This window comes from Nocardioides sp. 31GB23 (assembly GCF_040012395.1).
Taxonomy (GTDB): domain Bacteria; phylum Actinomycetota; class Actinomycetes; order Propionibacteriales; family Nocardioidaceae; genus Nocardioides; species Nocardioides salarius.
Genome location: NZ_JBDYKJ010000008.1, coordinates 42,110 through 65,496 on the forward strand (window position 1 = coordinate 42,110; position 23,387 = coordinate 65,496).

Below are 23,387 nucleotides of genomic sequence, written 5' to 3' on the forward strand. Positions count from 1 at the left end.
TGCCTCAGGTCGAGGCGAACCCACCTGTAGAACCGTAGCCCCCGGCGCCCCGGGGCGACGAAGGCAGCGCCTCGACCTCGACGAAGCGCGCACGCTCGACGCGCTGCAGCACCAGCTGGGCCACCCGGTCCCCGCGGCGCAGCTCGACCGGCTCGCGGGGGTCGAGGTTGACCAGCAGCACCTTGACCTCGCCGCGGTAGCCCGCGTCGACCGTGCCGGGGCTGTTGACGATGGAGACGCCGTGGCGCGCGGCGAGGCCGGAGCGCGGGTGCACCAGCGCGACGTACCCGGTCGGGAGCGCGAGCGCGATGCCCGTCGGCACCAGGGCCCGCGCCCCCGGCTCGAGGCGCACGTCGACGGTGGTCAGCAGGTCGGCGCCGGCGTCGCCGGGGTGCGCGTACGACGGCAGCGGCAGGTCGGCGTCGAGACGGACCACCTGGACGGGCAGCTCGTGCGGGTCGGGGGCCTGGCCTGCGGGTGGGGGTACGGGTGCGGGGTCGCTCACGCACGGGACCCTAGGTCATCGCCCTCGGCGCCCGGGTGGGAGAATCGGGCCGTGGACGCGACCCCGACCTACCGCGAGCGACTCTCGGTGCCGCTGCGCTGGTGGGTGCAGGGCACGATGCTGGTGGCCAGCCTGTGGCTGGCCGTGATCGTGGCGGTGCCCGAGGCGCTGGCCTGGGCGATCACCGGCGTGGCCGTGGCGCTGCTGGCCGCGCTGCTGCTGGGCTACGGCTCCCCGGTGATCAGCGTCGCCGACGGCGTGCTGCGCGCCGGCCGGGCCCGCATCGAGGTGCGGCACCTGGGCGCGGTGCAGGCCCTCGACGCCGAGGGGGCGCGCCGCGCGGCCGGGGTCGAGGCCGACGCCCGCGCCTACCTGCTGCTGCGTCCCTACCGCAAGCGCGCGGTGCGCGTCGAGGTCAGCGACCCCGCCGACCCCACGCCCTACTGGCTGCTGAGCAGCCGGCGCCCCGACGACCTCGCCCAGGTCCTGCGCACGTCCTCCGCCCGGGTGGCCCCGCCCTCCGGCAGCACTGGGTAGGGTCGCGCCCATGGCATCCGGTGGTGGCTCCAAGGTCTGGTCCCTCATGTCGCTCGGCTCCTCGGTGGGCGCGGCGATCGCGGCCCGCAAGGCGCTCGAGGCGTCCTGGAAGACGGCGGCGCGGCGCAAGCCCCCCGCGAACCCGGCCGACCCCGACGTCGACGTCTGGGAGGCGGTGACCTGGGCGCTGGCCACCGGCGCCGTCGCCTCGCTGGCCCGGATGCTGGCCCAGCGCCGGGCGGCGGAGTACTACACCCGCTCCACCGGCCACCTGCCCCCGCCGCTGCAGAAGGATGGTCAGTAGGCGCTCGACCCCGCACGCCGAAGGCCCGGCCCCCACGGGGGACCGGGCCTTCGTGGCGTGGTGCGGCTGCTCAGACGCAGTCGCGGCAGATGAGCTTCTTCTCGTCGGCCAGCTGCGAGCGGTGGTGCACCAGGAAGCAGCTCATGCAGGTGAACTCGTCCTCCTGCTTGGGCTTCACCTCGACCGCCAGCTCCTCGTGCGACAGGTCGGCGCCGGGGAGCTCGAAGGACTCAGCGGCCTCGGTCTCGTCCTCGTCGACCTTGCCGGAGTTCTTGTCGTGGCGGCGAGCCTTGAGCTCCTCGATGCTCTCCTCGGACTGGTCTTCCTCGTTCTTGCGCGGTGCGTCGTAGTCGGTGGCCATCGTCGCCTCACTCCCCTCGTCGTCTCGTGTGCGTGATGCCTGGGTGGCGCCTCGTGTGTGTCGTCGGCGCCAGATTGTGCACCATGGCCGTCGACAGCGACACACCGGTCACGCAGACGCCCCATGAACAGCGTGTGGTGCCCGGATTATTCCCCGGCCGTGTAGCCGGCCTCCACCACCAGGGCGCGCAGCTCCTCGAAGCTCTCCGCGGGCGCGCAGAGCAGCAGGTCGCGCCCGCTCGCCCCGGTCGTCAGCTCGGTCCGCGCGCCCGCCGCCCGCGCCACCAGGGCGCCCGCGGCGTGGTCCCACAGGTGCACGCCCTCCTCGACGTAGGCGTCGACGGTGCCCTCGGCCACGCCGCACAGGTCGAGCGCGCAGGAGCCGAGCCGGCGTACGTCGCGCACCCGGGGCAGCAGGTGCACCAGCGAACGCGCCTGGCGCTCGCGCACGTCGGCGTCGTAGGAGAAGCCGGTGGCCACGAGCATCTGCGACAGCGGTGCGGCCGGGCGTACGCCGACCGGTCGCCCGTCGCGGGTCGCGACCGGTCCGTGGGGCCCGAGGTGGGCGGCGTACTCGACCCCGGTCGCGGCGTTGAGCACCACCCCGGCCACCACCTCGGGCCCGCCGGCGCCCTCGACCTCGGCGGCGATCGACACGGCGTACTGCGGGAGGCCGTAGAGGAAGTTGACGGTGCCGTCGACCGGGTCGACGATCCAGCGCACCCCCGAGGTGCCGGCGACGTCGTCGCCCTCCTCGCCGAGCACGGCGTCGTCGGGACGGGCCTGCAGCAGCAGCCGCCGGATCAGCGCCTCGCTGGCCCGGTCGGTCTCGGTGACGACGTCGACCGGGCTGGTCTTGGTGTCGGCCACGGCGACGTCGCCGGCGCGGTGCTCGCGCACCAGGGCGCCCGCCGCGCGCGCCACGTCGAGGGCGAGGTCGCGCAGGGCCTCGGCGTCCACGGCCGCGGGCACGCTCACGCCCCGCGGCCGCACAGGGCCGGGCGCTCGGCGCGCGGGTTGGCGCAGCAGCCCACCGGGCAGGCGTCCCACATCGGCCCGGTGTCGCCGACCGCGGCGCGGGCGACCTCCTCGCCGCGCTCGACGGTGGCCCGCTCGACCAGCAGGTCGCGCACGGTGGCCACGAACCGCGCGTCGATGCCGGCGGTGGCGGCGCGACGCACCGGCAGCCCGATCCGCTCGGCGGTCTCGACGGCCTCGGTGTCGAGGTCGTAGATGACCTCCATGTGGTCGGAGACGAAGCCCACCGGCACCATCACCACCGCCGGCACGCCCCGGTCGCGCAGCGCCTCCAGGTGGTCGTTGACGTCGGGCTCGAGCCACGGCACGTGCGGGGAGCCGCTGCGCGAGCAGAAGACCAGGTCGTGCTCGTGCAGGGTGCCGGTCTCGGCAGCCACCCGCTCGGTGACCACGCGGGCCACGTCGCGGTGCTGGGCGACGTAGGCGCCGCCGCCCTCGTAGCTGACCTCCGGGTCGCCGCTGTTCTCGTTCATCGCGGTCGGGATCGAGTGCGTCACGAAGACCAGGCGCGCCCCGGCCCGCACGTCGTCGGGCAGGTCGGCCAGCGCGGCCAGCGTCGCGTCGACGTTGGGCTCCACGAACCCCGGGTGGTTGAAGTAGTGGCGAAGCTTGTCGAGCCGCACCGGCGAGCCCTCGACCCCGCCGGGCAGTGCGTCGACGGCGTCGTAGAGGTTCTCGCGGTACTGCCGGCACGACGACCACGACGAGTAGGCGCTGGTCACGAAGCAGGCCGCGCGCGTGACGCCGTCGTCGGCCATCTGCTGCAGCGTCTCGGCGAGGTAGGGGTCCCAGTTGCGGTTGCCCCAGTAGACCGGCAGGTCGATGTCGTGCTCGGCGAGGTCGGCCTCGATCGCGGCCTTGAGCTCGCGGCACTGGTCGTTGATCGGCGAGCGCCCGCCGAAGAGGTGGTAGTGCTTGCCCACCTCCTCCAGCCGCTCGCGTGGGATCCCCCGGCCACGGGTCACGTTCTCGAGGAACGGCACCACGTCGTCGGGCCCCTCCGGACCGCCGAAGGAGACCAGCAGGAGCGCGTCGTAGGGGTGCACGTCAGGAGTCGCCATGGCGCCATCGTAGGGAGGGGGTCCTTCACCCCTGGTGAGGGATTCGCCGGGGGCTGAGGAGCGGGCTTACGCTCCGCTCGGATGTTCACGTCGTACGCCCGCGTGCTGGGTCGTCCCGGTGCCCTGCGGTTCAGCCTCACCGGGATGTTCGCGCGCCTGCCGATCAGCATGGTCGGGCTGGGCATCGTGCTGCTGGTCGAGGCCTCCACCGGCTCCTACGGGCTGGCCGGGGCCGTGTCGGCGGCGTACATGCTGGCCAACGCGCTGCTGGCCATCGCCCAGGGCCGGCTCGTCGACCGGCTCGGGCAGGCCCGCGTGCTGGCCGCCGCCAGCGTCGTCTTCGGGCTGGCGCTGACCACGCTGATCTGGTCGGTGCAGGCCGGCTGGCCCGTGGCGGCGACGTACGCCGCTGCCGCGCTGGCCGGCGCCAGCCTGCCCCAGATCGGCTCGTGCGTGCGGGCGCGCTGGTCGCACGTGCTCGACGCGCCGGCCGACGTGCAGACCGCCTTCGCGCTCGAGGCCGTCGTCGACGAGGCGTGCTTCATCCTGGGCCCGATCCTGGTCACGGTGCTCGCCACGGCCGTGCACCCGGTGGCCGGGCTCGGCTCGGCGATGGTCTTCGGCACCCTCGGCGGGCTGCTCTTCGCCTCCCAGCGCGGCACGGAGCCCCCGCCCCAGCCGCACGACCGCCACACCGGGCCGCGCCCGCCGCTGCCGTGGCGCACGCTGGTGCCGCTGGCGGCCGTCTCAGCCATGCTCGGGGTGCTCTTCGGCGCCGCCGAGGTCACCACCATCGCGTTCGCCGACGAGCAGGGCAGCCGCGCCTGGGCGGGCCCGCTGCTGGCGCTGTGGGCGCTGGGCAGCCTGGTCGCCGGCGTGGTGTCGGGGGCGATGATCTGGCGGGCCGGGCCCGCCACGCGGCTGAAGTGGGGCGCGTTCGCGATGGCGGCGGCGATGGCGCCGCTGCCGCTGGTCGGGTCAGTGCCGGTGATGGGCCTGGTGCTGCTCGTCGGCGGCGCGGCGATCGCTCCGACCATGATCGCCACGATGTCGCTGACGGAGGCCACGATGCCGCGCAGCCGGCTCACCGAGGGCATGTCGGTGGTGCAGACGGGCCTGGTGGCCGGCGTCGCGCCGGGCGCGACGCTGTCGGGGCTGGTCGTCGACGCCGTGGGCGCCTCGACGGCCTACCTGGTGCCCCTGGGTGCCGGGCTGCTGGCGGTGCTCTCGGCGCAGACCATCACTTCCGGTGCGGGTCGCGCAGGATCCTGATCCCCGCCCAGGCGGCGAGCGGCACGAGCACGAGCAGGGCGAGCACGGTCCACAACGTCATCCGCCCATGGTGTCATCGCACGAGGCGCTAGCGTCCCACCCATGTGGCGCAACTGGTCGGGCACCGAGTCGGCACACCCGGTCCGGGTGGCCGAGCCCCGCGGCACCGACGACGTGCTCGCCCTGGTGCGGCGCGCCCGCGAGGAGCGCACGACGCTGAAGATGGTCGGCACCGGCCACAGCTTCACCGGCATCGCCGCCCCCGAGCACACGATGCTCTCGCCCGGCGCGATGAGCGGGGTGCTGGGCGTCGACCGCGACGCGATGACGGTGACCGCGCTGGCGGGCACGCCGCTGCACGTGCTCAACGCCACGCTCGAGGGGCTGGGCCTGAGCCTGCACAACATGGGCGACATCGCCGAGCAGACCCTGGCCGGCGCGGTCTCGACCGGCACCCACGGCACCGGCGGGGTCGCCGCAGGCCTGGCCGCCCAGGTGGTGGGCCTGGAGATGGTCACCGGCGCCGGCGAGGTGCTGCGCGCCGACGCCGAGCAGCACCCCGACGTGCTGGCCGTGGCCCGGCTGGGCCTCGGGACGCTCGGCGTGCTGACCACGCTGACCTTCGCCGTCGAGCCGCTCTTCGTGCTCGAGGCCCACGAGCGGCCCCTGGGCTGGGACGAGGCGCTGGAGTCCTTCGACGACCTGGTCGCGGCCCACCACCACGTCGACCTCTACTGGTTCCCGCACACCGACCGGGTGCAGGCCAAGTGCAACGACCGGCTCGACGCGCCCCTGGCCGAGGCCCGCCCGCTCCCCCGCTGGCGGCACCGGCTCGACGACGACCTGCTGCAGAACACCGTCTTCGGTGCCCTGACCGCTGCCACGGCACGGGTGCCCGCCGCGGTGCCGCCGCTCAACCGGCTCAGCTCGGCGCTGCTCTCCGAGCGCACCTACAGCGACGTGCCGCACCGGGTCTTCACCGCCCGGCGCTCGGTGGTCTTCCGCGAGATGGAGTACGCCGTGCCGCGCGAGGCCGGGGTGGCGGCGCTGCGCGAGGCGCGGGCGGCCATCGAGGCCTCCGGGCTGCGGATCAGCTTCCCGGTGGAGGTCCGGGTCGCGCCCGCCGACGACGTGCCGCTCTCGACCGCGGCCGGGCGCGACACGACGTACCTGGCCTTCCACACCCACCGCTCGGTGCCGCACGAGGAGTACTTCGCGCTCCTCGAGCCGATCCTGCGCGCCCACGACGGCCGACCGCACTGGGGCAAGCTGCACACCCGCACCGCCGCCGACCTCGCCCCGACCTACCCCCGCTTCGAGGAGTTCCTGGCGGTGCGCGAGCGCCTCGACCCCGACCGGGTGCTCACCAACGCCTACCTGCGGCGGGTGCTGGGCGACTGATCCGCCGGCGGTCGGTCAGACGCTGGCCGATCCCCGCGGCAGGGGCGCCTGCCAGTCGCGCCAGACCGCCAGCAGCCGCCACGCCAGGCAGACCGTGGCGCCGGTCAACGCCGCCACCACCACCGGCAGGCCACCGCGCTCCATCAGCACCGCGACCATCGCACCGGCCAGCGCCGGGGTCGCGTAGAGCTCGCCGCGGAAGATGATCGGCACCCGGCCGGCGAGGACGTCGCGCACCATCCCGCCGCCGATGCCGGTGACCATGCCGAGCAGCGCCGCGGGCAGCGGGCCGAGCCCGTAGTCGACGGCCTTCAGGGCGCCCGCCACGCAGAAGAGCGCCAGGCCGAAGGCGTCGAAGACGGTCACCAGCCGCTCCATCCGGCCCAGCGTCGGGTGGAACGCGAAGGTCAGCAGCCCCGCGCCCACCGGCACCAGGAGGTAGCGCCAGTCGGCGAGCGCCGCGGGCGGGGTGGCGTCGATGAGCACGTCGCGCAGGAACCCGCCGCCCAGGCCGGTGGTGCCGGCCAGGACCAGCACCGCGAAGAGGTCGAGCTCCTTGCGCACCGCCACCAGGGCGCCGGAGATGGCGAAGACGAAGATGCCGATGAGGTCGAGGACGACCAGGGTGGGGGCGGGCTCGACTGGTGGCACCCGGCGAGGCTACCCACGACCCGCTGCGCGCAGGGCACGGCGTCCACGGCTGGCGGCCGTGGCTGGCGTAGGCTCAGGACAGCTGTCGGCACGTCGCCGGCACCGGTGATCGAGGAGGTGGACCTGAGATGGTGCACCTGACCCTCGCGGGGGTGAGCGAGGACGGGAAGCGCCTGCTCATGGTCGACGACGCCGGTGTCGAGCACGACCTCGACGTCGACGCCAGGCTCCGGGCCGCCCTGCGCGGCGAGACCTCACGACTCGGCCAGTTGGAGATGACCATGGACAGCGTCCTGCGCCCCCGCGACATCCAGGCACGGATCCGGGCGGGCGAGAGCCCCGAGGCCGTGGCCGAGGCGGCCCAGACCAGCGTCGACAAGATCATGCCGTACGCCGGCCCGGTGCTCGCCGAGCGCGAGCACGTGGCCCAGCGTGCGCAGCGCAGCTCGGTGCGGCGCACCGCGGGCGCCGACGGCGTGCGCAGCCTCGGCGAGGCGGTCGAGGCGCACCTGCGCTCCGAGCACATCGGGCCCGACGTCGTGACGTGGGACGCCTGGCGTCGCGAGGACGGGCGCTGGACCCTGACCGCCGAGTTCGAGACCCGGCCACGCTCGGGGCTCGCGCACTTCACCTACGACATGCCCGGCAGCTACGTGCTCCTCGACGACGAGGACGCGCGCTGGCTCGTGGGCGAGGTCATCGCCACCGCCACGCTGGCCGCGCCTCTCGACGACCTGCAGCAGGCCCGGGCCAGGCGCCGGGTCTCCCTCGACGACGAGGAGCTGCCGCTGGGCGAGGACGCCATCGGCATGGTCTCGCCCGAGCCCGAGCCCGAGCCCGCGCCGGACCCGGAGCCCGCCCCCGTCGCGGAGAGCGAGCCGGAGCCCGAGCCCGAGCCGGACGTCCAGCCGGAGCCCCCGGTGCGCCGACCGGTCCGCAAGAGCCGTGGCCGCGCCTCCGTGCCGAGCTGGGACGAGATCATGTTCGGCGGCGGCAAGCAGGAGTAGCGCGCTCCGCGAGACTCCCGCGCGGGGATCGCGACGAGTACTGTCCGGCCATGTCCTACTTCGTGACCGGCGCCACCGGGTTCATCGGCCGATTCCTGGTGGAGGAGCTGCTCGACCACCGCGAGGGCGAGGTCTTCGTGCTGGTGCGTGAGGGCTCGCTGCACCGCATGGAGGCGCTGGTGCGGCACTGGGGCACCGACCGGGTCGTCCCCGTGGTGGGCGACCTGTCGACCGAGGCGCTCGGCGTCGACCCGGCGTGGGTCGCCGAGCACCGCGGCGGGATCGAGCACTTCTTCCACCTCGCCGCGGTCTACGACATGACGGCCGACGACGCCACCAACGAGGCGATGAACGTCGGCGGCACCCGGCACGCCCTGGCGCTGGCCGCCGACCTCGACGTCGGCTGCTTCCACCAGGTCAGCTCGGTGGCCGCGGCCGGTGAGCGCCAAGGGGCCTTCGACGAGACGATGTTCGCCGAGGGCCAGCACCTGCCCTCGCCCTACCACCGCACCAAGTACGAGTCCGAGCGGATCGTGCGCGAGGAGGGCACCGTGCCGTGGCGGGTCTACCGGCCCTCCATCGTGGTCGGCCACTCCCAGACCGGGGCGATGGACAAGGTCGACGGGCCCTACTACTTCTTCGGACTGATGAAGACCATGCGCGACGTGCTGCCCGCCTGGCTGCCGCTCGCGGGTGTCGACATGGGCGACACCAACGTGGTGCCGGTCGACTACGTGACCCGCGCCATGGACCACCTGGCCCACCTGCCCGGCCGTGACGGCGAGGCCTTCCACCTGGTCAACCCCGAGCCGCAGCCGGTCGTCGACATGATCAACGCGTTCTGCGCCGCCGCGGGTGCCCCGACCTTCGCGATCGGGCTCGACCGCGGCCTGGCCCGCCGGTTGCCCCGGGCCCTCCAGCCCGCCGGGCTCCTCGCGGCGGTGGGCAGGGTGACGCCGCTGCAGGCCGCGCTCGACCTGGTCACCAGCCGCGTCGGCGTACCGGCCGAGGTGCTGGCGCTCACGAGCTTCACGGCCGTCTTCGACTCCCGGCGCACCGAGCGGGCGCTCGCGGGCTCCGGCATCGCGGTGCCCGACCTCGAGTCCTACGCCCGCACGCTCTACTCCTACTGGGAGGAGCACCTCGACGAGACGACCGCTCGCGACCCGCGCATCCGCGCGGCGCTGCAGGGCAAGCACGTCGTCATCACCGGCGCCTCGTCCGGCATCGGGCAGGTCACCGCCCACAAGGTCGCCCAGGCCGGCGGCGTGCCGGTGCTGGTCGCGCGCGGCAAGGACAAGCTCGAGGAGGTGCGCGCGGCCATCGAGATGCGCGGCGGCCAGGCGCTGGTCCACCCCTGCGACCTCTCCGACCTCGAGGCGATCGACCGGCTGTGCGAGCAGCTGGCCGCCGAGCTGCCCTCGGTCGACTTCGTGGTCAACAACGCGGGGCGCTCCATCCGGCGCTCGCTGCGGCTCTCGCACGACCGCTTCCACGACTTCGAGCGCACCATGCAGCTCAACTACTTCGGCGCGATCCGCCTGGTGATGGGGCTGCTGCCCACGATGCAGGCCCAGCAGCGCGGCCACGTGGTCAACGTCAGCTCGATCGGCGTGCAGACCAACCCGCCGCGGTTCTCGGCCTACGTCGCCTCGAAGTCGGCGCTCGACTCGTGGAGCAACGTGGTGGCCTCCGAGCTCGTCGGCGACGGCGTCACCTTCACCGGCATCCACATGCCGCTGGTGCGCACGCCGATGATCGCGCCGACCAAGATCTACGACAAGTTCCCCACGATCTCACCGGCGCAGGCCGCCGACCTGGTCGTGGAGGCGATGGTCGCGCGTCCCCACGAGATCAACACGCTGCTCGGCAACGTGGGCGCGGTGGCGCACACGGTGGCGCCCAAGCTGACGTTCCGGCTGCTCAACATGGCCTACCACGTCTTCCCCGACTCGGCCGCGGCCAAGGGCGAGGGCGGCACCCGTGAGTCGGAGCAGATCATGCTGGCCAAGATCTTCAAGGGCGTGCACTGGTAGGCGCCTGGCTCAGCCCCGCTCGACCGGCCGGGACGGGTCGGCGCTCCACTCGCTCCACGAGCCGGGGTAGAGGGCCGCGCGGATGCCCGCGACCTCCATCGCCAGCACGTCGTGGCAGGCGGTGACGCCGGAGCCGCAGTAGGCCGCGACGCCGGCGCCGGGCTCGACCCCCTCGGCGGCGTAGAGCGCCCGCAGCGTGGCGGCGTCGCGGAAGGTGCCGGCGGAGGTCAGGTTGGTGGTCGTCGGCACGTTGACGGCGCCGGGCACGCGGCCCGCGACCGGGTCCATCGGCTCGACCTCGCCGCGGTAGCGCTCGGGGGCCCGGGCGTCGACGAGCACGTCGACGTCGAGGACACCGTCGAGCTCGACCAGCGGCATCCGCCCGGGCCGCGCGGTGAAGCCGCCCGGGGCCGGGTCGACCGGGCCCGTCTCGACGGACCCGCCCCCGGCCAGCCATGCCGCCCAGCCGCCGTCGAGGACGCGCACGTTGCTGTGGCCGTGGTGGCGCAGCAGCCACCAGGCCCGCGCGGCCGCCAGCCCCGACCAGTCGTCGTACACGACCACGGGGCGTCCGTCGTCGACACCGAGACGGCGCATCGCGGCCTGGAGGTCCTCGGTGGCCGGCAGCGGGTGGCGCCCGCCGCCGTCGGGGGTGGTGGCCGGCGGGGCGGCGAGGTCGGTGTCGAGGTCGACGTACGCCGCTCCCGGCAGGTGGCCCGCGGCGTGCTGCTCGGCGCCGGCCGGGCCACCGAGGCGGTAGCGGACGTCGAGGAGCGTCACGTCGGGGGCGTGCGGGTCGTCGAGGAGTCCGCGGAGCACGGGGACGCTGATGAGAGGGCTGCTCATGACTCCCATCGTGCCGTACCGACGGGGGCGTGAGAGGATCGCGCCCCGTGGCCGAACTGCACTTCTTCACCGGGACCATGGACTCGGGCAAGAGCACCCTGGCGCTCCAGACGAACCACAACCACGCCGCCCGCGGGCGGCAGGGACGGATCTTCGTCACCCGTGACCGGGCGGGCCAGGGACGCATCTCCAGCCGCCTGGGCCTGACCCACGAGGCCCTCGAGGTCGACGCCGACTTCGACTTCTGGCGCCACGTCGTCGACAGCCTCACCCAGGGCACCCGTATCGACTACGTCATCTGCGACGAGGCACAGTTCTACACCCGCGACCAGGTCGACCAGCTGGCCAAGATCGTCGACGAGCTGCAGATCGACGTCTTCGCCTTCGGCATCCTCACCGACTTCCGCACCGAGCTGTTCCCGGGCTCCGGCCGGCTCGTCGAGCTGGCCGACCGGATGAACGTGCTGCAGGTGGAGGCGCTGTGCTGGTGCGGCAAGCGCGCCACCCACAACGCCCGCACCGAGAACGGCGTGATGGTCACCGAGGGCGAGGTCGTCGTCGTGGGCGACGTCGAGGACGGCGAGGCGCCGGAGCCCACCTCCGACGCCGATGCCGACGTGGCCTACGAGGTGCTCTGCCGCCAGCACCACCGGCGCCGGCTCACCGCGGCCCGGGCGAAGGCGGTCTCCCTCGCGCCCGAGCCGCTGCCCTTCGGCTGACCCCACGGGCCCGGGGCTCAGAGCCTGCTCAGGTGCTCCTCCATGCTGGCCGCGACCTTGTCGGCCAGCACCTTCAGGCCGGCGGGCATCAGCGGCTCGGCCAGCTTCGCGGCACCCTGCGGGTCGAACTCGGCGTGGTAGGTCACCGAGGTGCGCCCGTCGCTCTCCTCGAAGGTGATGGTGTCGAGCAGCTGGATCGACCCGGCGTCGCCCTCGAGCTGGAAGGTGTGCGGCTCCTCGAACTTCGTGACGGTGTAGTCGACCTCCTGCTCGGAGCCGAGGAGCTTCGAGACGTTGTGGTAGGTCGTCCCGACTCCCCCGTCGCCGCTGGTGCGCTCGGTGCTGACCGAGGGCGGGTCCCACTCCTCGCTGTTGCGGAAGTCGCTGAGGTAGTCCCAGACCTTCTGGATCGGCTGGCTGACGGTGACGGTGCGCTCGACTGACGGCACGGTGTGCTCCTTTGGTCGTGGTGGCTTGTCCACCTCGTCGGTACCCGCGCCGGCGCGACCCGCGTCCACCCCCGCGGGTGACCGGCCGTAGGGTGCGCGGGTCGAGAGGAGCCGCGGTGTTCGGTGGACGCAGGCAGGGACCGGCCGAGGACATGTGGTCGGAGTGGTCGCGTGGGCTCAGCCACGGCGCCGTCGAGCTCGTGGCCGGCCGCCGGGTGGTCGCGCGCGTCGACCACGAGGGCGTGCTGCTGGTGGCCCGCGACCTGTTCGTCGCCTGGGAGCACCTGGGCTTCGCCGATGGCCTCGACCCCCTGTCGACGATGCCCGGCAGCCTCGCCGTCGCGGTGTCGCGGCCCTGGTGGGCCGAGCACGTCCCCACCTTGTCGGGCCGGGAGCGCAGGCGCGCACAGGAGGAGCTCGAGACCGGCCTCGTGAGCGTGCCTGTCGCGTCGCGTCGCGCCGTACCCGTCGAAGCGTTCGGCGACTGGCTGAGCGCCGAGGTGATCGCCCGCGCCCCGCTCCCCGGACGCCTCTGCCTCACCCCGGGCCCGGAGACGTCGGTCCTCGATCGTGACAGCAGTCGACCGGTCCCCCTCGACCGGCTGCCGATCAGCCACACCCTGCGCGACCGCCTCGCCGCGTGGGGCGCCGCCGCCGGCGCTGTCCCGGACGACGAGCGGACCGTCACCGCGACCTGGGACAGGTTCCTGCCCGAGGGACGCGTCCTGGCGGCAGACCTGGAGACGGAGACCGGCCGGTCGGCGGCGGTCTGGGCGGACTGCCCCGACATGCCCTGAGCCGGCGTACGCCGTGACGAGACCGCGGACTTGTCAGGGAAGTCCTGCGCTTGATGGGTGTTGCAACCCCTGACAAGCGCAGGAGTCCCCGGCCGGCCGGGGACTCATGCAGCGGCCGCCGAGCCCGTCAGTCGACCAGGACCGGGATCAGCATCTCCTCGGGCGTCAGCGAGCCGTGCAGGCCCACGGGGCGGGCCTCGTAGGCCCAGTCGACGCTGGAGATGACGGCCGCGTCGCCCCGGCAGGCCACCACGACGTCGCCGATGCGCGGGCGCACCGCGGAGGAGACCTCGCCGAACCAGCCCAGGGCGGTGGCGTCCTCGCGGGTCAGCACCTCGGCCCTGTCGCCGAGCACCGAGCGCCAGGTGGCCACGACGTCGTCGACCGCACCGCGCTGGCAGTAGAGCTGGCGGAAGCGGGCCTCGCCACCGAAGAGCACCAGCCCGTCGCGCAGCTCGTGCACGGTGTCGACGTCGACGCGCGAGGCGTCCGGGGAGTCGACCATGCCGTGGTCGGCGACGACCACCAGGCGGGTCGAGGACGGCAGCGCCTCGCGCAGCTGCTCGGCCTCGTGGTCGATCATCGCCAGCTGCTGCAGCCACTCGGTGGAGGCGACGCCGTAGCGGTGCCCCGTCCAGTCGAGGTCGCCGTCGTAGAGGTAGGTCAGGGAGGGCGCGTGGTCGGAGGCCGCGACCGCGGCCGCGATCCGCTCCCCCACCTTGTCGGCGCCCACGAAGTCGGCGCCGCGGTGGGCGGCCCGGGTCAGCCCGCTGCTGACGAACTCGCGCTTGTTGACGACGCTGACCGCCACGCCCCGCTCGCGCAGCCGCGAGAAGACGGTCGGGTGCGGCTGCCACTCGGCCGGGTCGACGTCGCTCGGCCACGCCAGCGCGTTGAGCAGCCGCTCGGTGCCGGGCACCCGCGAGGTGAACCCCACGACGCCGTGCGCGCCCGGCGGCAGCCCGGTGCCGAGCGAGGTCAGGCTGGTGGCGGTCGTCGACGGCACCCCGGCCGTCGCCCCCGGGGCGGCGCTGCGCAGGGACGACAGGTACGGCGCCACGTGCGCGTAGCGCTCCAGCAGCCGTGCCCCGAGACCGTCGACGAGGAACACCACGTACGCCGGCGCCTCGGGCAGCGCGAGCCCCTCGTGCGCGGCACCCTCGAGACGCACCCCCAGGGCGGCACCGACCGCGGGCACCACGTCGGCCAGCGACCGGTCGCCGTACCCGGGCGCGAGGAACGTCACGGCGCCGACGGCGCCTGGTGGGTGCGCGACGACAGGGACTCGGCGAAGGCGAGCAGCCCGGCCACGGCGTCCTTGCCGTCGGCGGCGGACGAGACCCGCAGCGAGAAGTCGTCGGGGGCCAGCACCCCGGTGTAGCCGTGGTCGGCGTCGCACTCGGGGTCGCTGCAGCCGGCCGGCTCGAGGTCGACCCGGCTCACCCCGCCCCAGCCGATCGTCATCACGGCCTCGGCCGGGTGGCCCGGGCCCGAGGTCGGGTTGGCGACCATCCGGGTCACCACCACCGAGCGCACCGCGCTGAGCCGGATCGCCTCGGTGGAGGTCGAGGTGTAGGGCTCGGGCAGCAGGTCGTCGCCGGTGTGCTCGTCGGTGTGGGCCAGCACCAGCCGCGTCGGGGTCAGCACCACCACCGACAGGTGCCGGCGCACCTCGTCGTGCTCGAAGGTCGGCTCGTGGTGGACGAAGAAGGAGACCACCTGCTCGCCGGCCACGGCGGCCTGCACGCCCTCGCCGACCACCTCGGGGTAGTAGCCGGTGCGGTCGATGGCGGCGCGCAGCTCGCGCAGGCGGTCACGGTCGTCGGTGCGGGCGCGCATGCTCAGAACTCGTATCCGAAGGCGGTGACGTCGCGGGCGAAGGCCGCCTCGACGCGTCGGGCCATCTCGTCGGTGTACTCGCTGCGGTAGCGGGTGTCGCGACCACCGAGCTCGGGGCCCGCCTTGTAGTCGGGGCGGGTGCGGTCGATGTTGACGCTCTTCAGCGGCTCCCAGGCGATGTCGAAGCGGGCCTGGACGGCGCGCAGGTCGGCCTCGAGGCTCTCCTGGCGCCCGATCATGTCGGCGCGGCGCGTCTTGGTGGCCAGGTAGCGCCACTGCGGCGTCTGCAGCCGGGAAAACTCGTCGAGGCCCTTCATGATGAAGGACTCGAAGTCGGGGCAGGTCTCGGCGACCGAGCGGATGAACTGGTTCTTGCGGTCCAGGCGGCGCTCGCCGTCCTGCTCGGAGTCGCGGAAGCGCTCGACCATGCGGAACCACGACAGCATCCGCGCCCACGGGTTGCGCACGATCCCGAAGGTCCAGTACGTCGACAGCTCGGGCTCGGCGCGCAGGATCTGGCCCAGCGTGGCGTGCCGGTCGACGCCCTTGACCTGGCGTGCGTCGGGCAGGACCTCCGTGAGCCGGTTGTGGATGGTCGACCCACCCGTCTTCTGCACGTGCACGAAGAGCAGGCGCGCGCTGTCAGAGATCACCATGACCACGGAGCATACGGGTAGGTCGACCTCAGCTCGGAATGGTGTCGCCCGGCTGTGAGGGCATCCGGCGCACGAACCAGTCGGAGCGCGAGTCGGCGGCCGGCTCGACCCGCGCCGAGGCGTCGAGCACGGTCGATCCCGAGGGCCCGGCGAGCACCAGCCCGAGCTCGAGGGCGGAGAGCTGGGGCATGTCGTTCTGCAGCTGCGAGACGCGGCTGATGAGCCGCTCGACCTCCCCGACGTCGACGACCTCGCTGCCCCGGTAGCCGAAGAGCATCGGGCTGGCCTTGACCTCGCGCACCATCGCGGCGGCGTCGCGGGTGCCCAGCGGCGGGATGCGGTAGGCCCGGTCGCCGAGCAGCTCGGTGAGCGGTCCGGAGATGCCGAAGGAGACCACCGGCCCGAAGAGCGGGTCCTCGATGCTCGAGATCGACACCGGCACCCCGGGCGGGGCGGTGCCCTGCACCAGGAACGCGTCGGTCAGGTCCTCCTCGCCCACCAGGGCCGACAGCGAGGCCCAGGCGTCGCGCATCTGGTTGACCCCGTCGATGTTGCGCCACACGTGGGCCAGGTCGGGGCGCTCGCGCAGGTGGTCGGCGGTCGCCTTGAGCACCACGTCCCACCCGAGCTCGGCGCCGGCGGCGTTGGCCTCGCCGAGGCTGCTCACGACCCGCGAGGGCCACAGCTCGATGTCGTAGGCGGCCAGCAGGGCCCGCAGGTCGTCGCGGCCCAGCTCGGCGCCCTGCGGGTGCTCGGCCAGCACCCGGTTGACGATGCCGCGCGCGGTGTCGTCGTCGGCGCCCTCGGGGTCCAGGGGCGTGCCGTCGGGGGTGCGCAGCCACACGGCGTAGTCGACGACACGGGCCAGGGCCCGCACCGCCGCCTCGACGGCGGGGTACGACGGCACCGAGCCGCGCCCGGCCGTGGAGCCGGCCACGTCGGGCACGCGCAGCAGCTCGGGCACGCCCTCGACGCCCAGGAAGGTCGAGACCAGGGGCTTGTCGGACTGCTCCCCGATCGCGGCCAGCACGTTGGCGACCTCCTCGCCGCTGACGTTGAGCGGCGGGGTGTAGACCGCGACCACGGAGTCGACGTCGGGGTCGTCGATGGCCGCGTCGAGCGCGTCCTCGAAGTCCTCGGCGGTCGCCTCGGCGCCCAGCGGCACCGCCTTGTTGACCACCAGGCCGACCGCGGCCGCGGCGTCGGCGGCCAGCAGGCCCAGCGCGTCGGAGTTGCCCACGATCGCGACCCGGCGCCCGCGCGGCAGCGGCTGGTGGGCCACCAGCTGGGCGACGTCGAACATCTCGTCGAGGGTGTCGACCTGGATGATCCCCGCCTGGCGGAACATCGCGTCGACGGCCGCCGGCGGGGCGGCGATCTTGCGCACCGCGTGCCCCATCGGCACGCCCTGCGTGGTGCGCCCCGAGCGCACCGCGATGATCGGCTTGCGCAGCGAGACCCGCCGCGCGATCCGGGAGAACTTGCGCGGGTTGCCGATCGACTCCAGGTAGAGCAGCACGACCTCGGTGGAGTCGTCCTCCTCCCAGTACTGCAGCAGGTCGTTGCCCGACACGTCGGCGCGGTTGCCGGCGCTGACGAAGGTCGACAGGCCCAGCCCGCGGTTCTGGACCTTCTCGAGGATCGCCGAGCCCAGCGCACCGGACTGGCAGAAGAAGCCGGCCCGCCCGCGCGGCGGCATCACCGACGACAGCGAGGCGTTGATCGAGACACCGGGGTCGGTGTTGATGACGCCCAGGCAGTTGGGCCCGATCAGGCGCAGCCCGTAGGAGCGCGAGAGCCCCACCAGGCGCCGCTGGCGCTGGCGGCCCTCCTCGCCGGTCTCGGCGAAGCCGCTGGAGATCACCACCAGCCCGTGCACGCCCTTGGCCGCGCAGTCGAGCACGACGTCCTGCACCGCGTCGGCGGGCACCGCGACGATCGCCACGTCGACGTGGTCGGGGATCTCCCCCACGCTCTTGTACGCCGGCAGCCCCGACACCGCGCCCGCCGACGGGTTCACGGCGTACACGCGACCGGTGAAGTCGCCCATCACCAGGTTGCGCACCAGCGTCTGGCCGATCGTGTCCTGGCGGCGCGAGGCGCCGATGATGGCCACCGAGCGGGGGTTGAAGAACTTGTCGATCGAGGCGGACTCGGCGCGGTGCTCCCGGTCCTGCATCACCCCGATCGCGGTGTCGGTGGCGTCGATGGGGAACTCCAGCTGGATGACACCGTCCTCGAACTCGCTGGCCACGCGGTAGCCGGCGTCGCGGAAGGTCTGGATCATCCGGGAGTTGTCGGGCAGCACCTCTGCTGTGAACTTCTCGAGCCCGCGCTCGCGACCGGCCTGCGCCAGGTGCTCGAGCAGCAGCTGGGCGATGCCGCGGCCCTGGTGCTGGTCCTCGACCAGGAACGCGACCTCGGCCTCGCCGACGCGGACCCGGTCGTAGCGGCCGACCGCGATCATCCGGTCGGCCAGCACCAGCACCAGCGCCACCCGGTCGTGGTGGTCGACGCGGGTGAAGCGCTGCACGTCGCGGTCGGAGAGGCGCGGCATCGGCGAGAAGAACCGGTAGTACTTCGAGCGGTCCGAGACGCGGCTGTAGAAGTCGACGAGCAGCTCGGCGTCGTCGGGGCGGATCGGGCGGATGTGGGCGGTGCGTCCGTCGCGCAGCAGGACGTCGGCCTCCCAGTGCCGTGGGGCACCGGGTGCCGCGGGCTCGGTGGAGGTCTCGATGTCGTCCTGCTGGGGGCCGCCGGTCACGAGAGGAGAATCTACCGAAGACCCGCGACCGGCGTGCCCCGGCGCCGAGCCCGGGGACGTCCGGGGAGAATGGCCCCATGGCCAAGGGTTCCACCAAGCAGCCGCTGCCCGACGACTTCGAGGAGCACATCCTCGACATCGACGTCGGCGACGAGATGCGCAGCTCGTTCCTGGAGTACGCCTACTCCGTCATCTACTCCCGGGCGCTGCCCGACGCGCGCGACGGTCTCAAGCCGGTGCAGCGGCGGATCCTCTACACGATGAACGAGATGCGGCTCTTCCCCGACCGCGGGCACGTGAAGAGCGCCCGCGTCGTCGGCGAGGTGATGGGTCGCCTGCACCCCCACGGCGACTCCGCGATCTACGACGCCCTGGTCCGCACCGCCCAGCCGTGGTCGATGCGGCTGCCGTTCATCGACGGGCACGGCAACTTCGGCTCGCCCGACGACTCCCCCGCCGCCATGCGCTACACCGAGTGCCGGATGGCCCCGCCGGCCGTGGCGATGACCGCCTCCATCGACGAGGACACCGTCGACTTCAGGCCCAACTACGACTCCCGCGAGACGGAGCCGTCGGTGCTGCCGTCGGCGATCCCCAACCTGGTGGTCAACGGCACCACCGGCATCGCGGTCGGCATGGCCACCAACTGCGCCCCCCACAACCTCGTCGAGGTGGTCCAGGCGCTGCGGCACCTGATCATCCACCCGGGCGCCGGCATCGACGACCTGATGCGCTTCATCCCCGGCCCCGACCTGCCCACCGGCGGCAAGATCGTGGGCCTCGACGGCATCCGCGACGCCTACGAGACCGGCCGCGGCACCTTCAAGATGCGCGCCACGGCCCGCATCGAGACGATCGGTCGGCGCAAGGCGATCGTGGTGACCGAGATGCCCTACGGCGTGGGCACCGAGAAGATCGTCGAGCGCATCAAGACCCTCGTGCAGGCCAAGAAGGTCCAGGGCATCTCCGACATCAAGGACCTCACCGACCGCGACCATGGCCTGCGCCTGGTCATCGAGGTCAAGAACGGGTTCGTGCCCGAGGCGCTGCTCGAGCAGCTCTACCGCCAGACCCCGCTCGAGGACTCCTTCGGCATCAACAACGTCGCCCTCGTCGACGGCCAGCCCCGCACCCTGGGGCTCAAGGAGATGCTCGAGGTCTTCCTGGGCCACCGCTACGACGTCGTACGCCGCCGCACGCAGTTCCGCCGCACCAAGAAGGCCGAGCGCCTGCACCTGGTCGACGGCCTGCTGGTCGCGCTGCTCGACATCGACGAGGTCATCCAGGTGATCCGCACCAGCGACGACGCCGGCGCCGCACGCGAGCGGCTGACCACGGTCTTCGAGCTCTCGGTGCTGCAGGCCGACTACATCCTCGAGATGCAGCTGCGCCGCCTGACCCGCTTCAGCCGCATCGAGCTGGAGAAGGAGCAGGAGCAGCTGCGCGGCGAGATCGAGGCGCTCGACGCGATCCTGGCCGACGACCAGCTGCTGCGCGAGGTCGTCTCCGACGAGCTGGCCGAGGTCGCCAAGACCTACGGCACCCCGCGCCGCACGGTGCTGCTGGAGTCGGCCGGGACCCCGGCGGCCGCGGCGGCCACGCCGCTCGAGGTCGCCGACGACCCGTGCTTCGCCTACCTGTCCTCCACGGGCCTGCTGGCGCGCTCCTCGAGCGCCGAGGCGCCGGGCGTGGGTGGCGACCGCACCAACCACGACGTCGTGGTCTCCGCGGTGGCCACGACCGCGCGCGCCGAGGTCGGGGTGCTGACCAGCCGCGGGCGGCTGCTGCGCCTGACGGTGCTCGACCTGCCGACCATCCCCGCCTCGGCCAACGACCCCAACCTGCAGGGCGGGGTGCCGCTCAGCGAGCTGCTCACCCTCGAGACCGGCGAGCGGGCGCTGTCGCTGTGCACGCTGGCCACCGACGGGCCCGGCCTGGCGCTGGGCACCCGGCAGGGCGTCGTCAAGCGCGTCAACCCCGAGGTGCTCAACCGCGACGACTGGGAGGTGATCGGGCTCAAGGACGACGACGAGGTCGTCGGCGCCGTCGAGCTCGTGACCGGCCAGGAGTCGCTGTGCTTCGTCAGCACCGACGCCCAGCTGCTGCACTTCTCCGCCGACGCGGTGCGCCCCCAGGGCCGGTCCGGCGGCGGCATCGCCGGCATCCGGCTCACCGACGGCCAGGCGGTGCTGTGGTTCGGGGTCGTCGACCCGTCGGCGCCGGAGGGCGCGGTGCTGGTCACCGCCTCCGGCTCCGCCACCGCCCTGCCCGGCACCGAGGTGGGCGCGATCAAGGTGACACCGTTCAGCGAGTACCCCGCCAAGGGTCGCGCAACCGGCGGCGTGCGCTGCCACCGCTTCCTCAAGGGCGAGGACGCGCTGGTCCTGGCCTGGGCGGGCACCGCCCCCGCCCGCGCCGCCGCGGCCAGCGGCGCGCCGGTCGAGCTGCCCGCCGCGACCGGGCGCCGCGACGGCTCCGGCGTGCCCGGGTCGCAGGCGGTCGCGGCCTGCGCCGGTCCGGTCGCACTGCGCGTGCCGGCGAGCGCCGCCGACGTGCCCGCGGTCGACCCGGGCGTTGCCGACGATGTGCAAGGCTGAGTGACATGCGTGCTCCCACCCTCGCGGCCCTGACCGCGGCCGGCCTCCTGGGCCTCGGCGGCCTCTCCGCCTGCAGCAGCGGCGACGACAGCGCGGCCGAGGAGGCCCCGAGCGCGCAGGAGGTGCTCGCCGAGGCCAAGGCGACCCTCGACGAGACCAGCGGCGTGCAGGTCAGCCTCGTCACCGACGACCTCCCCGAGGGCGTCGAGGGGCTGCTGCGCGCCGAGGGCGTCGGCACCCCCAGCCCCGCGGCCTTCGACGGCGTGATCACCGTGCGCTTCGCCGGCTTCGAGCCCGAGGTGCCCGTGGTCGCGGTCGACGACGTCGTCCACGCCCAGGTGCCGCTGACGACCGGCTGGTCGCAGATCGACCCGGCCGAGTACGGCGCGCCCGACCCGGCCGCCCTGCTGGGCGCCGACGGCGGCTTCTCGTCGCTGCTGACCAGCACCGACGACGTCGAGGCGGGCGAGCAGGTGCGCGGCGGCACCGACAACCGCGACGTGCTGACCACCTACACCGGCACGATCTCCCAGGAGGTCGCGGCCACCATCATCCCCAGCGCCGAGGGCGACTTCGACGCCTCCTACGCCGTCTCCGACGGGGGCGAGCTGCGCTCGATGGAGCTGACCGGCGCCTTCTACGGCGACGGCGAGTCGATGACCTACACCGTCGACTTCGACGACTACGGCTCCTCGCCCGAGATCACCGCGCCCGAGTGAGCACGAGCAGCGCCGCGGGCGGCACCGCGGGCACCGACCGGGGTGCCCGGCTGCTGCTGGGGCTGGCCGCGCTCGCGGTGGCCTTCGCGGCCGCCGACACCTACGTGGTGGTGCTGGCGCTGGTCGACATGATGGCCGGGGTCGGGCTCTCCCCCGACCAGCTGCAGCGCGCGGCGCCGATCATCTCGGGCTTCCTGCTCGGCTACGTCGCGATGCTGCCGCTGATCGGTCGGATCGCCGACCTGCGCGGCCGGGTGCCGGTGCTGACCGCCTCGCTGGTCGTCTTCGCGATCGGCTCGATCGTCACCGCCGCCGCCTACGACATGCCCTCGATGGTGGCCGGACGCTTCCTGCAGGGCGTCGGCGGTGGCGGCCTGGTGCCGGCCACCCTGGCGCTGGTCGCCGACCTCTACCCGCGGGAGCGGCGCGGGGTGCCGCTCGGGCTGGTCTCGGCGGTGCAGGAGATCGGCAGCGTCGTCGGGCCGTTGTACGGCGCCGCGGTGCTGGCCTTCGCCGACTGGCGCGCCATCTTCCTCATCAACCTGGCCGTGGGCCTGGTGCTGGCCGCGGCGATCGCCGCCCTGGCCGCGCGCAGCGGCACCACGACCGGCCCCCGTGACCGGCGCATCGACCCGCGCCGGGGGCGGCCCGACCTGGTGGGGCTGGGCCTGCTCCTGCTGCTGCTCCTCGCGGGTGCCCTGGTCTTCCAACCGCCCGGCTCCCTGCGCGCCGACATCGACTACGGCCGGCTGTTCATCCCGTTCGTCGACGGCGGCGGCCGGTGGCTGACCCCCGTCGGCGCCGTCACCGTCGTGCTGGCGCTGCTGCTGGTGGCCCGCACCCTGACCGCCCGGCGGCCGCTGGTCGACCTGCGTGCCTGGGGCCGCTCGCTGCGCGAGGCCGACGTCACGGGGGCGACCTACCTCGCGGTCGCGCTGGGCGGGGTGATCCTGGCCTTCGCCACCGCCGACCCCAAGGTGCAGGTCTTCTCCGACCAGGGCCGGTGGTACCTGCTGGGGGCCGCCGTCGCCTCGGTCGCGTTCGTGGTGCACCTGCGCCGCGCCAGCGACCCGCTGCTGCCGCGCGGGGCGCTGCGAGACCGGCCCGCGTGGGGCTCGGTGGTGGTCAGCTTCCTGATCGGGGCCGCCCTGATCGCGGCCCTGATCGACGTGCCGCTCTTCGCCCGCACCACGACGTACCAGGACTCCCAGCTGCTCGCGGCGCTCGTGCTGGTGCGCTTCCTGGTCGCGCTGCCCGTCGGTGCGGTCGTCGGCGGCTACCTGACCCGGGTGCTGCCCGCCGGGGTGATCACCGCCGCCGGGATGGTGATGGCCGCGACCGGCTTCGTGATGATGTCGCGCTGGGGCGTCGACGCCCTGGAGAGCTGGACGGCGACCGTGCCGCTGGTGGTGGGCGGGCTGGGCTTCGGCCTCGCGCTGGCGCCGGTCAACGCGGCCGTGCTGGCCCACACCGCCGACGCCGTGCACGGCCTGGCCTCGGCGATGGTCGTGGTCGCCCGCATGGTCGGGATGCTGGTCGGCATCTCGGCGCTCACCACGATCGGGCTGCGCCGCTACTACGCCGAGCAGGCCGACATCCCGCCCATCCAGGACGTCTGCCCCGCGGGCACCACCCGCTGCGCGGAGTACTCCGACCTGCTGCGCGCCGCCGGCATCGCCCAGGAGCAGACCGTCTTCCTCGGCGCCGCCGGGTGCGCGCTGCTGGCCGCGGTGCTGGCGCTGGTGCTGCTGCGCGGCGCCGACACACGTGCCGCAGGTCACGGCCGAGACGCCGCGACCGGGGTGCCCGCCGTCGGCTAGGTTGCGGGC

At 73.8% G+C, this 23,387-nt stretch carries 22 protein-coding genes; 11 read left to right on the forward strand and 11 right to left on the reverse strand.

Annotated elements, in window-relative coordinates:
* Positions 1 to 4 precede the first annotated feature (4 nt).
* On the reverse strand, positions 5 to 448 hold the full coding sequence (gene dut, locus ABKW28_RS03890; protein WP_348606551.1) for a dUTP diphosphatase: 444 nt from the start codon (positions 446 to 448) through the stop codon (positions 5 to 7).
* A gap of 108 nt (positions 449 to 556) precedes the next feature.
* On the opposite strand from dut, the gene ABKW28_RS03895 reads away from it, so the two are divergent.
* Positions 557 to 1,042, forward strand: coding sequence for a DUF3093 domain-containing protein (locus ABKW28_RS03895; RefSeq protein ID WP_348606506.1), 486 nt, complete (start codon positions 557 to 559; stop codon positions 1,040 to 1,042).
* 10 nt (positions 1,043 to 1,052) lie between these two features.
* Entirely contained in the window at positions 1,053 to 1,346 is a 294-nt protein-coding gene (locus ABKW28_RS03900; RefSeq protein WP_341231580.1) for a DUF4235 domain-containing protein, read from the forward strand.
* A 70-nt stretch (positions 1,347 to 1,416) separates the two neighbouring features.
* Here ABKW28_RS03900 and ABKW28_RS03905 read toward each other — a convergent pair whose 3' ends face one another.
* The 3 genes from ABKW28_RS03905 to ABKW28_RS03915 form a co-directional block, all read right to left on the reverse strand.
* A complete protein-coding gene (locus ABKW28_RS03905; protein ID WP_193670329.1) occupies positions 1,417 to 1,707 on the reverse strand; it encodes a DUF4193 domain-containing protein in 291 nt (96 codons plus the stop codon).
* A 146-nt stretch (positions 1,708 to 1,853) separates the two neighbouring features.
* The gene (locus tag ABKW28_RS03910) at positions 1,854 to 2,684 is read right to left on the reverse strand and encodes an inositol monophosphatase family protein (protein ID WP_193670328.1); all 831 of its coding nucleotides are present in this window, start codon (positions 2,682 to 2,684) and stop codon (positions 1,854 to 1,856) included.
* Entirely contained in the window at positions 2,681 to 3,805 is a 1,125-nt protein-coding gene (locus ABKW28_RS03915) for a ferrochelatase (protein ID WP_348606508.1), read from the reverse strand. The genes ABKW28_RS03910 and ABKW28_RS03915 overlap by 4 nt, the downstream gene beginning before the upstream one ends.
* Before the next feature lie 81 nt (positions 3,806 to 3,886).
* On the opposite strand from ABKW28_RS03915, the gene ABKW28_RS03920 reads away from it, so the two are divergent.
* Positions 3,887 to 5,077, forward strand: coding sequence for an MFS transporter (locus tag ABKW28_RS03920; RefSeq protein WP_348606510.1), 1,191 nt, complete (start codon positions 3,887 to 3,889; stop codon positions 5,075 to 5,077).
* A 102-nt stretch (positions 5,078 to 5,179) separates the two neighbouring features.
* Positions 5,180 to 6,478: a D-arabinono-1,4-lactone oxidase gene (locus ABKW28_RS03925; RefSeq protein WP_348606511.1), complete on the forward strand. Its 1,299-nt coding sequence runs from the start codon at positions 5,180 to 5,182 to the stop codon at positions 6,476 to 6,478.
* A gap of 15 nt (positions 6,479 to 6,493) precedes the next feature.
* Here ABKW28_RS03925 and ABKW28_RS03930 read toward each other — a convergent pair whose 3' ends face one another.
* Positions 6,494 to 7,129: a trimeric intracellular cation channel family protein gene (locus ABKW28_RS03930; RefSeq protein ID WP_193670324.1), complete on the reverse strand. Its 636-nt coding sequence runs from the start codon at positions 7,127 to 7,129 to the stop codon at positions 6,494 to 6,496.
* 128 nt (positions 7,130 to 7,257) lie between these two features.
* Between ABKW28_RS03930 and sepH the strand changes: the two genes are divergently transcribed.
* Together sepH and ABKW28_RS03940 are read left to right on the forward strand one after the other, a co-directional pair.
* Positions 7,258 to 8,136: a septation protein SepH gene (gene sepH / locus ABKW28_RS03935; RefSeq protein WP_348606513.1), complete on the forward strand. Its 879-nt coding sequence runs from the start codon at positions 7,258 to 7,260 to the stop codon at positions 8,134 to 8,136.
* A 50-nt stretch (positions 8,137 to 8,186) separates the two neighbouring features.
* Complete coding sequence (locus ABKW28_RS03940; protein ID WP_348606514.1) at positions 8,187 to 10,172, forward strand: SDR family oxidoreductase; 1,986 nt, start codon at positions 8,187 to 8,189, stop codon at positions 10,170 to 10,172.
* Between the two features lie 9 nt (positions 10,173 to 10,181).
* Here the strand turns inward: ABKW28_RS03940 and ABKW28_RS03945 are convergent, their stop codons facing one another.
* Complete coding sequence (locus ABKW28_RS03945; RefSeq protein ID WP_348606516.1) at positions 10,182 to 11,018, reverse strand: sulfurtransferase; 837 nt, start codon at positions 11,016 to 11,018, stop codon at positions 10,182 to 10,184.
* A gap of 47 nt (positions 11,019 to 11,065) precedes the next feature.
* Between ABKW28_RS03945 and ABKW28_RS03950 the strand changes: the two genes are divergently transcribed.
* On the forward strand, positions 11,066 to 11,737 hold the full coding sequence (locus tag ABKW28_RS03950) for a thymidine kinase (protein WP_193670320.1): 672 nt from the start codon (positions 11,066 to 11,068) through the stop codon (positions 11,735 to 11,737).
* A 17-nt stretch (positions 11,738 to 11,754) separates the two neighbouring features.
* Here ABKW28_RS03950 and ABKW28_RS03955 read toward each other — a convergent pair whose 3' ends face one another.
* Positions 11,755 to 12,186: an SRPBCC family protein gene (locus ABKW28_RS03955; RefSeq protein ID WP_348606517.1), complete on the reverse strand. Its 432-nt coding sequence runs from the start codon at positions 12,184 to 12,186 to the stop codon at positions 11,755 to 11,757.
* Positions 12,187 to 12,302: 116 nt separating this feature from the next.
* Here ABKW28_RS03955 and ABKW28_RS03960 point away from each other — a divergent pair, with 116 nt between their 5' ends.
* Positions 12,303 to 12,983: a hypothetical protein gene (locus ABKW28_RS03960; protein ID WP_348606519.1), complete on the forward strand. Its 681-nt coding sequence runs from the start codon at positions 12,303 to 12,305 to the stop codon at positions 12,981 to 12,983.
* 127 nt (positions 12,984 to 13,110) lie between these two features.
* Here the strand turns inward: ABKW28_RS03960 and ABKW28_RS03965 are convergent, their stop codons facing one another.
* The 4 genes from ABKW28_RS03965 to ABKW28_RS03980 are packed head-to-tail and all read right to left on the reverse strand — an operon-like array spanning position 13,111 to position 18,242.
* Entirely contained in the window at positions 13,111 to 14,229 is a 1,119-nt protein-coding gene (locus tag ABKW28_RS03965) for a nucleotide pyrophosphatase/phosphodiesterase family protein (protein WP_348606520.1), read from the reverse strand.
* Positions 14,226 to 14,822 carry a DUF5998 family protein gene (locus ABKW28_RS03970; RefSeq protein ID WP_193670316.1) on the reverse strand — a complete coding sequence of 199 codons (597 nt, stop codon included), beginning with the start codon at positions 14,820 to 14,822 and terminating at the stop codon, positions 14,226 to 14,228. The genes ABKW28_RS03965 and ABKW28_RS03970 overlap by 4 nt, the downstream gene beginning before the upstream one ends.
* 2 nt (positions 14,823 to 14,824) lie before the next feature.
* Positions 14,825 to 15,478 carry a sulfotransferase family 2 domain-containing protein gene (locus ABKW28_RS03975; protein WP_193670315.1) on the reverse strand — a complete coding sequence of 218 codons (654 nt, stop codon included), beginning with the start codon at positions 15,476 to 15,478 and terminating at the stop codon, positions 14,825 to 14,827.
* 28 nt (positions 15,479 to 15,506) lie between these two features.
* On the reverse strand, positions 15,507 to 18,242 hold the full coding sequence (locus ABKW28_RS03980) for a GNAT family N-acetyltransferase (RefSeq protein WP_348606522.1): 2,736 nt from the start codon (positions 18,240 to 18,242) through the stop codon (positions 15,507 to 15,509).
* A 77-nt stretch (positions 18,243 to 18,319) separates the two neighbouring features.
* On the opposite strand from ABKW28_RS03980, the gene ABKW28_RS03985 reads away from it, so the two are divergent.
* The 3 genes from ABKW28_RS03985 to ABKW28_RS03995 are packed head-to-tail and all read left to right on the forward strand — an operon-like array spanning position 18,320 to position 23,378.
* Entirely contained in the window at positions 18,320 to 20,839 is a 2,520-nt protein-coding gene (locus ABKW28_RS03985; RefSeq protein ID WP_348606523.1) for a DNA topoisomerase IV subunit A, read from the forward strand.
* Positions 20,840 to 20,844: 5 nt separating this feature from the next.
* Positions 20,845 to 21,558, forward strand: a complete 714-nt coding sequence (locus ABKW28_RS03990) for an LppX_LprAFG lipoprotein (RefSeq protein ID WP_193670312.1) — start codon at positions 20,845 to 20,847, stop codon at positions 21,556 to 21,558.
* A complete protein-coding gene (locus ABKW28_RS03995) occupies positions 21,555 to 23,378 on the forward strand; it encodes an MFS transporter (protein WP_348606525.1) in 1,824 nt (607 codons plus the stop codon). The genes ABKW28_RS03990 and ABKW28_RS03995 overlap by 4 nt, the downstream gene beginning before the upstream one ends.
* The last annotated feature ends 9 nt before the right edge of the window (positions 23,379 to 23,387 follow it).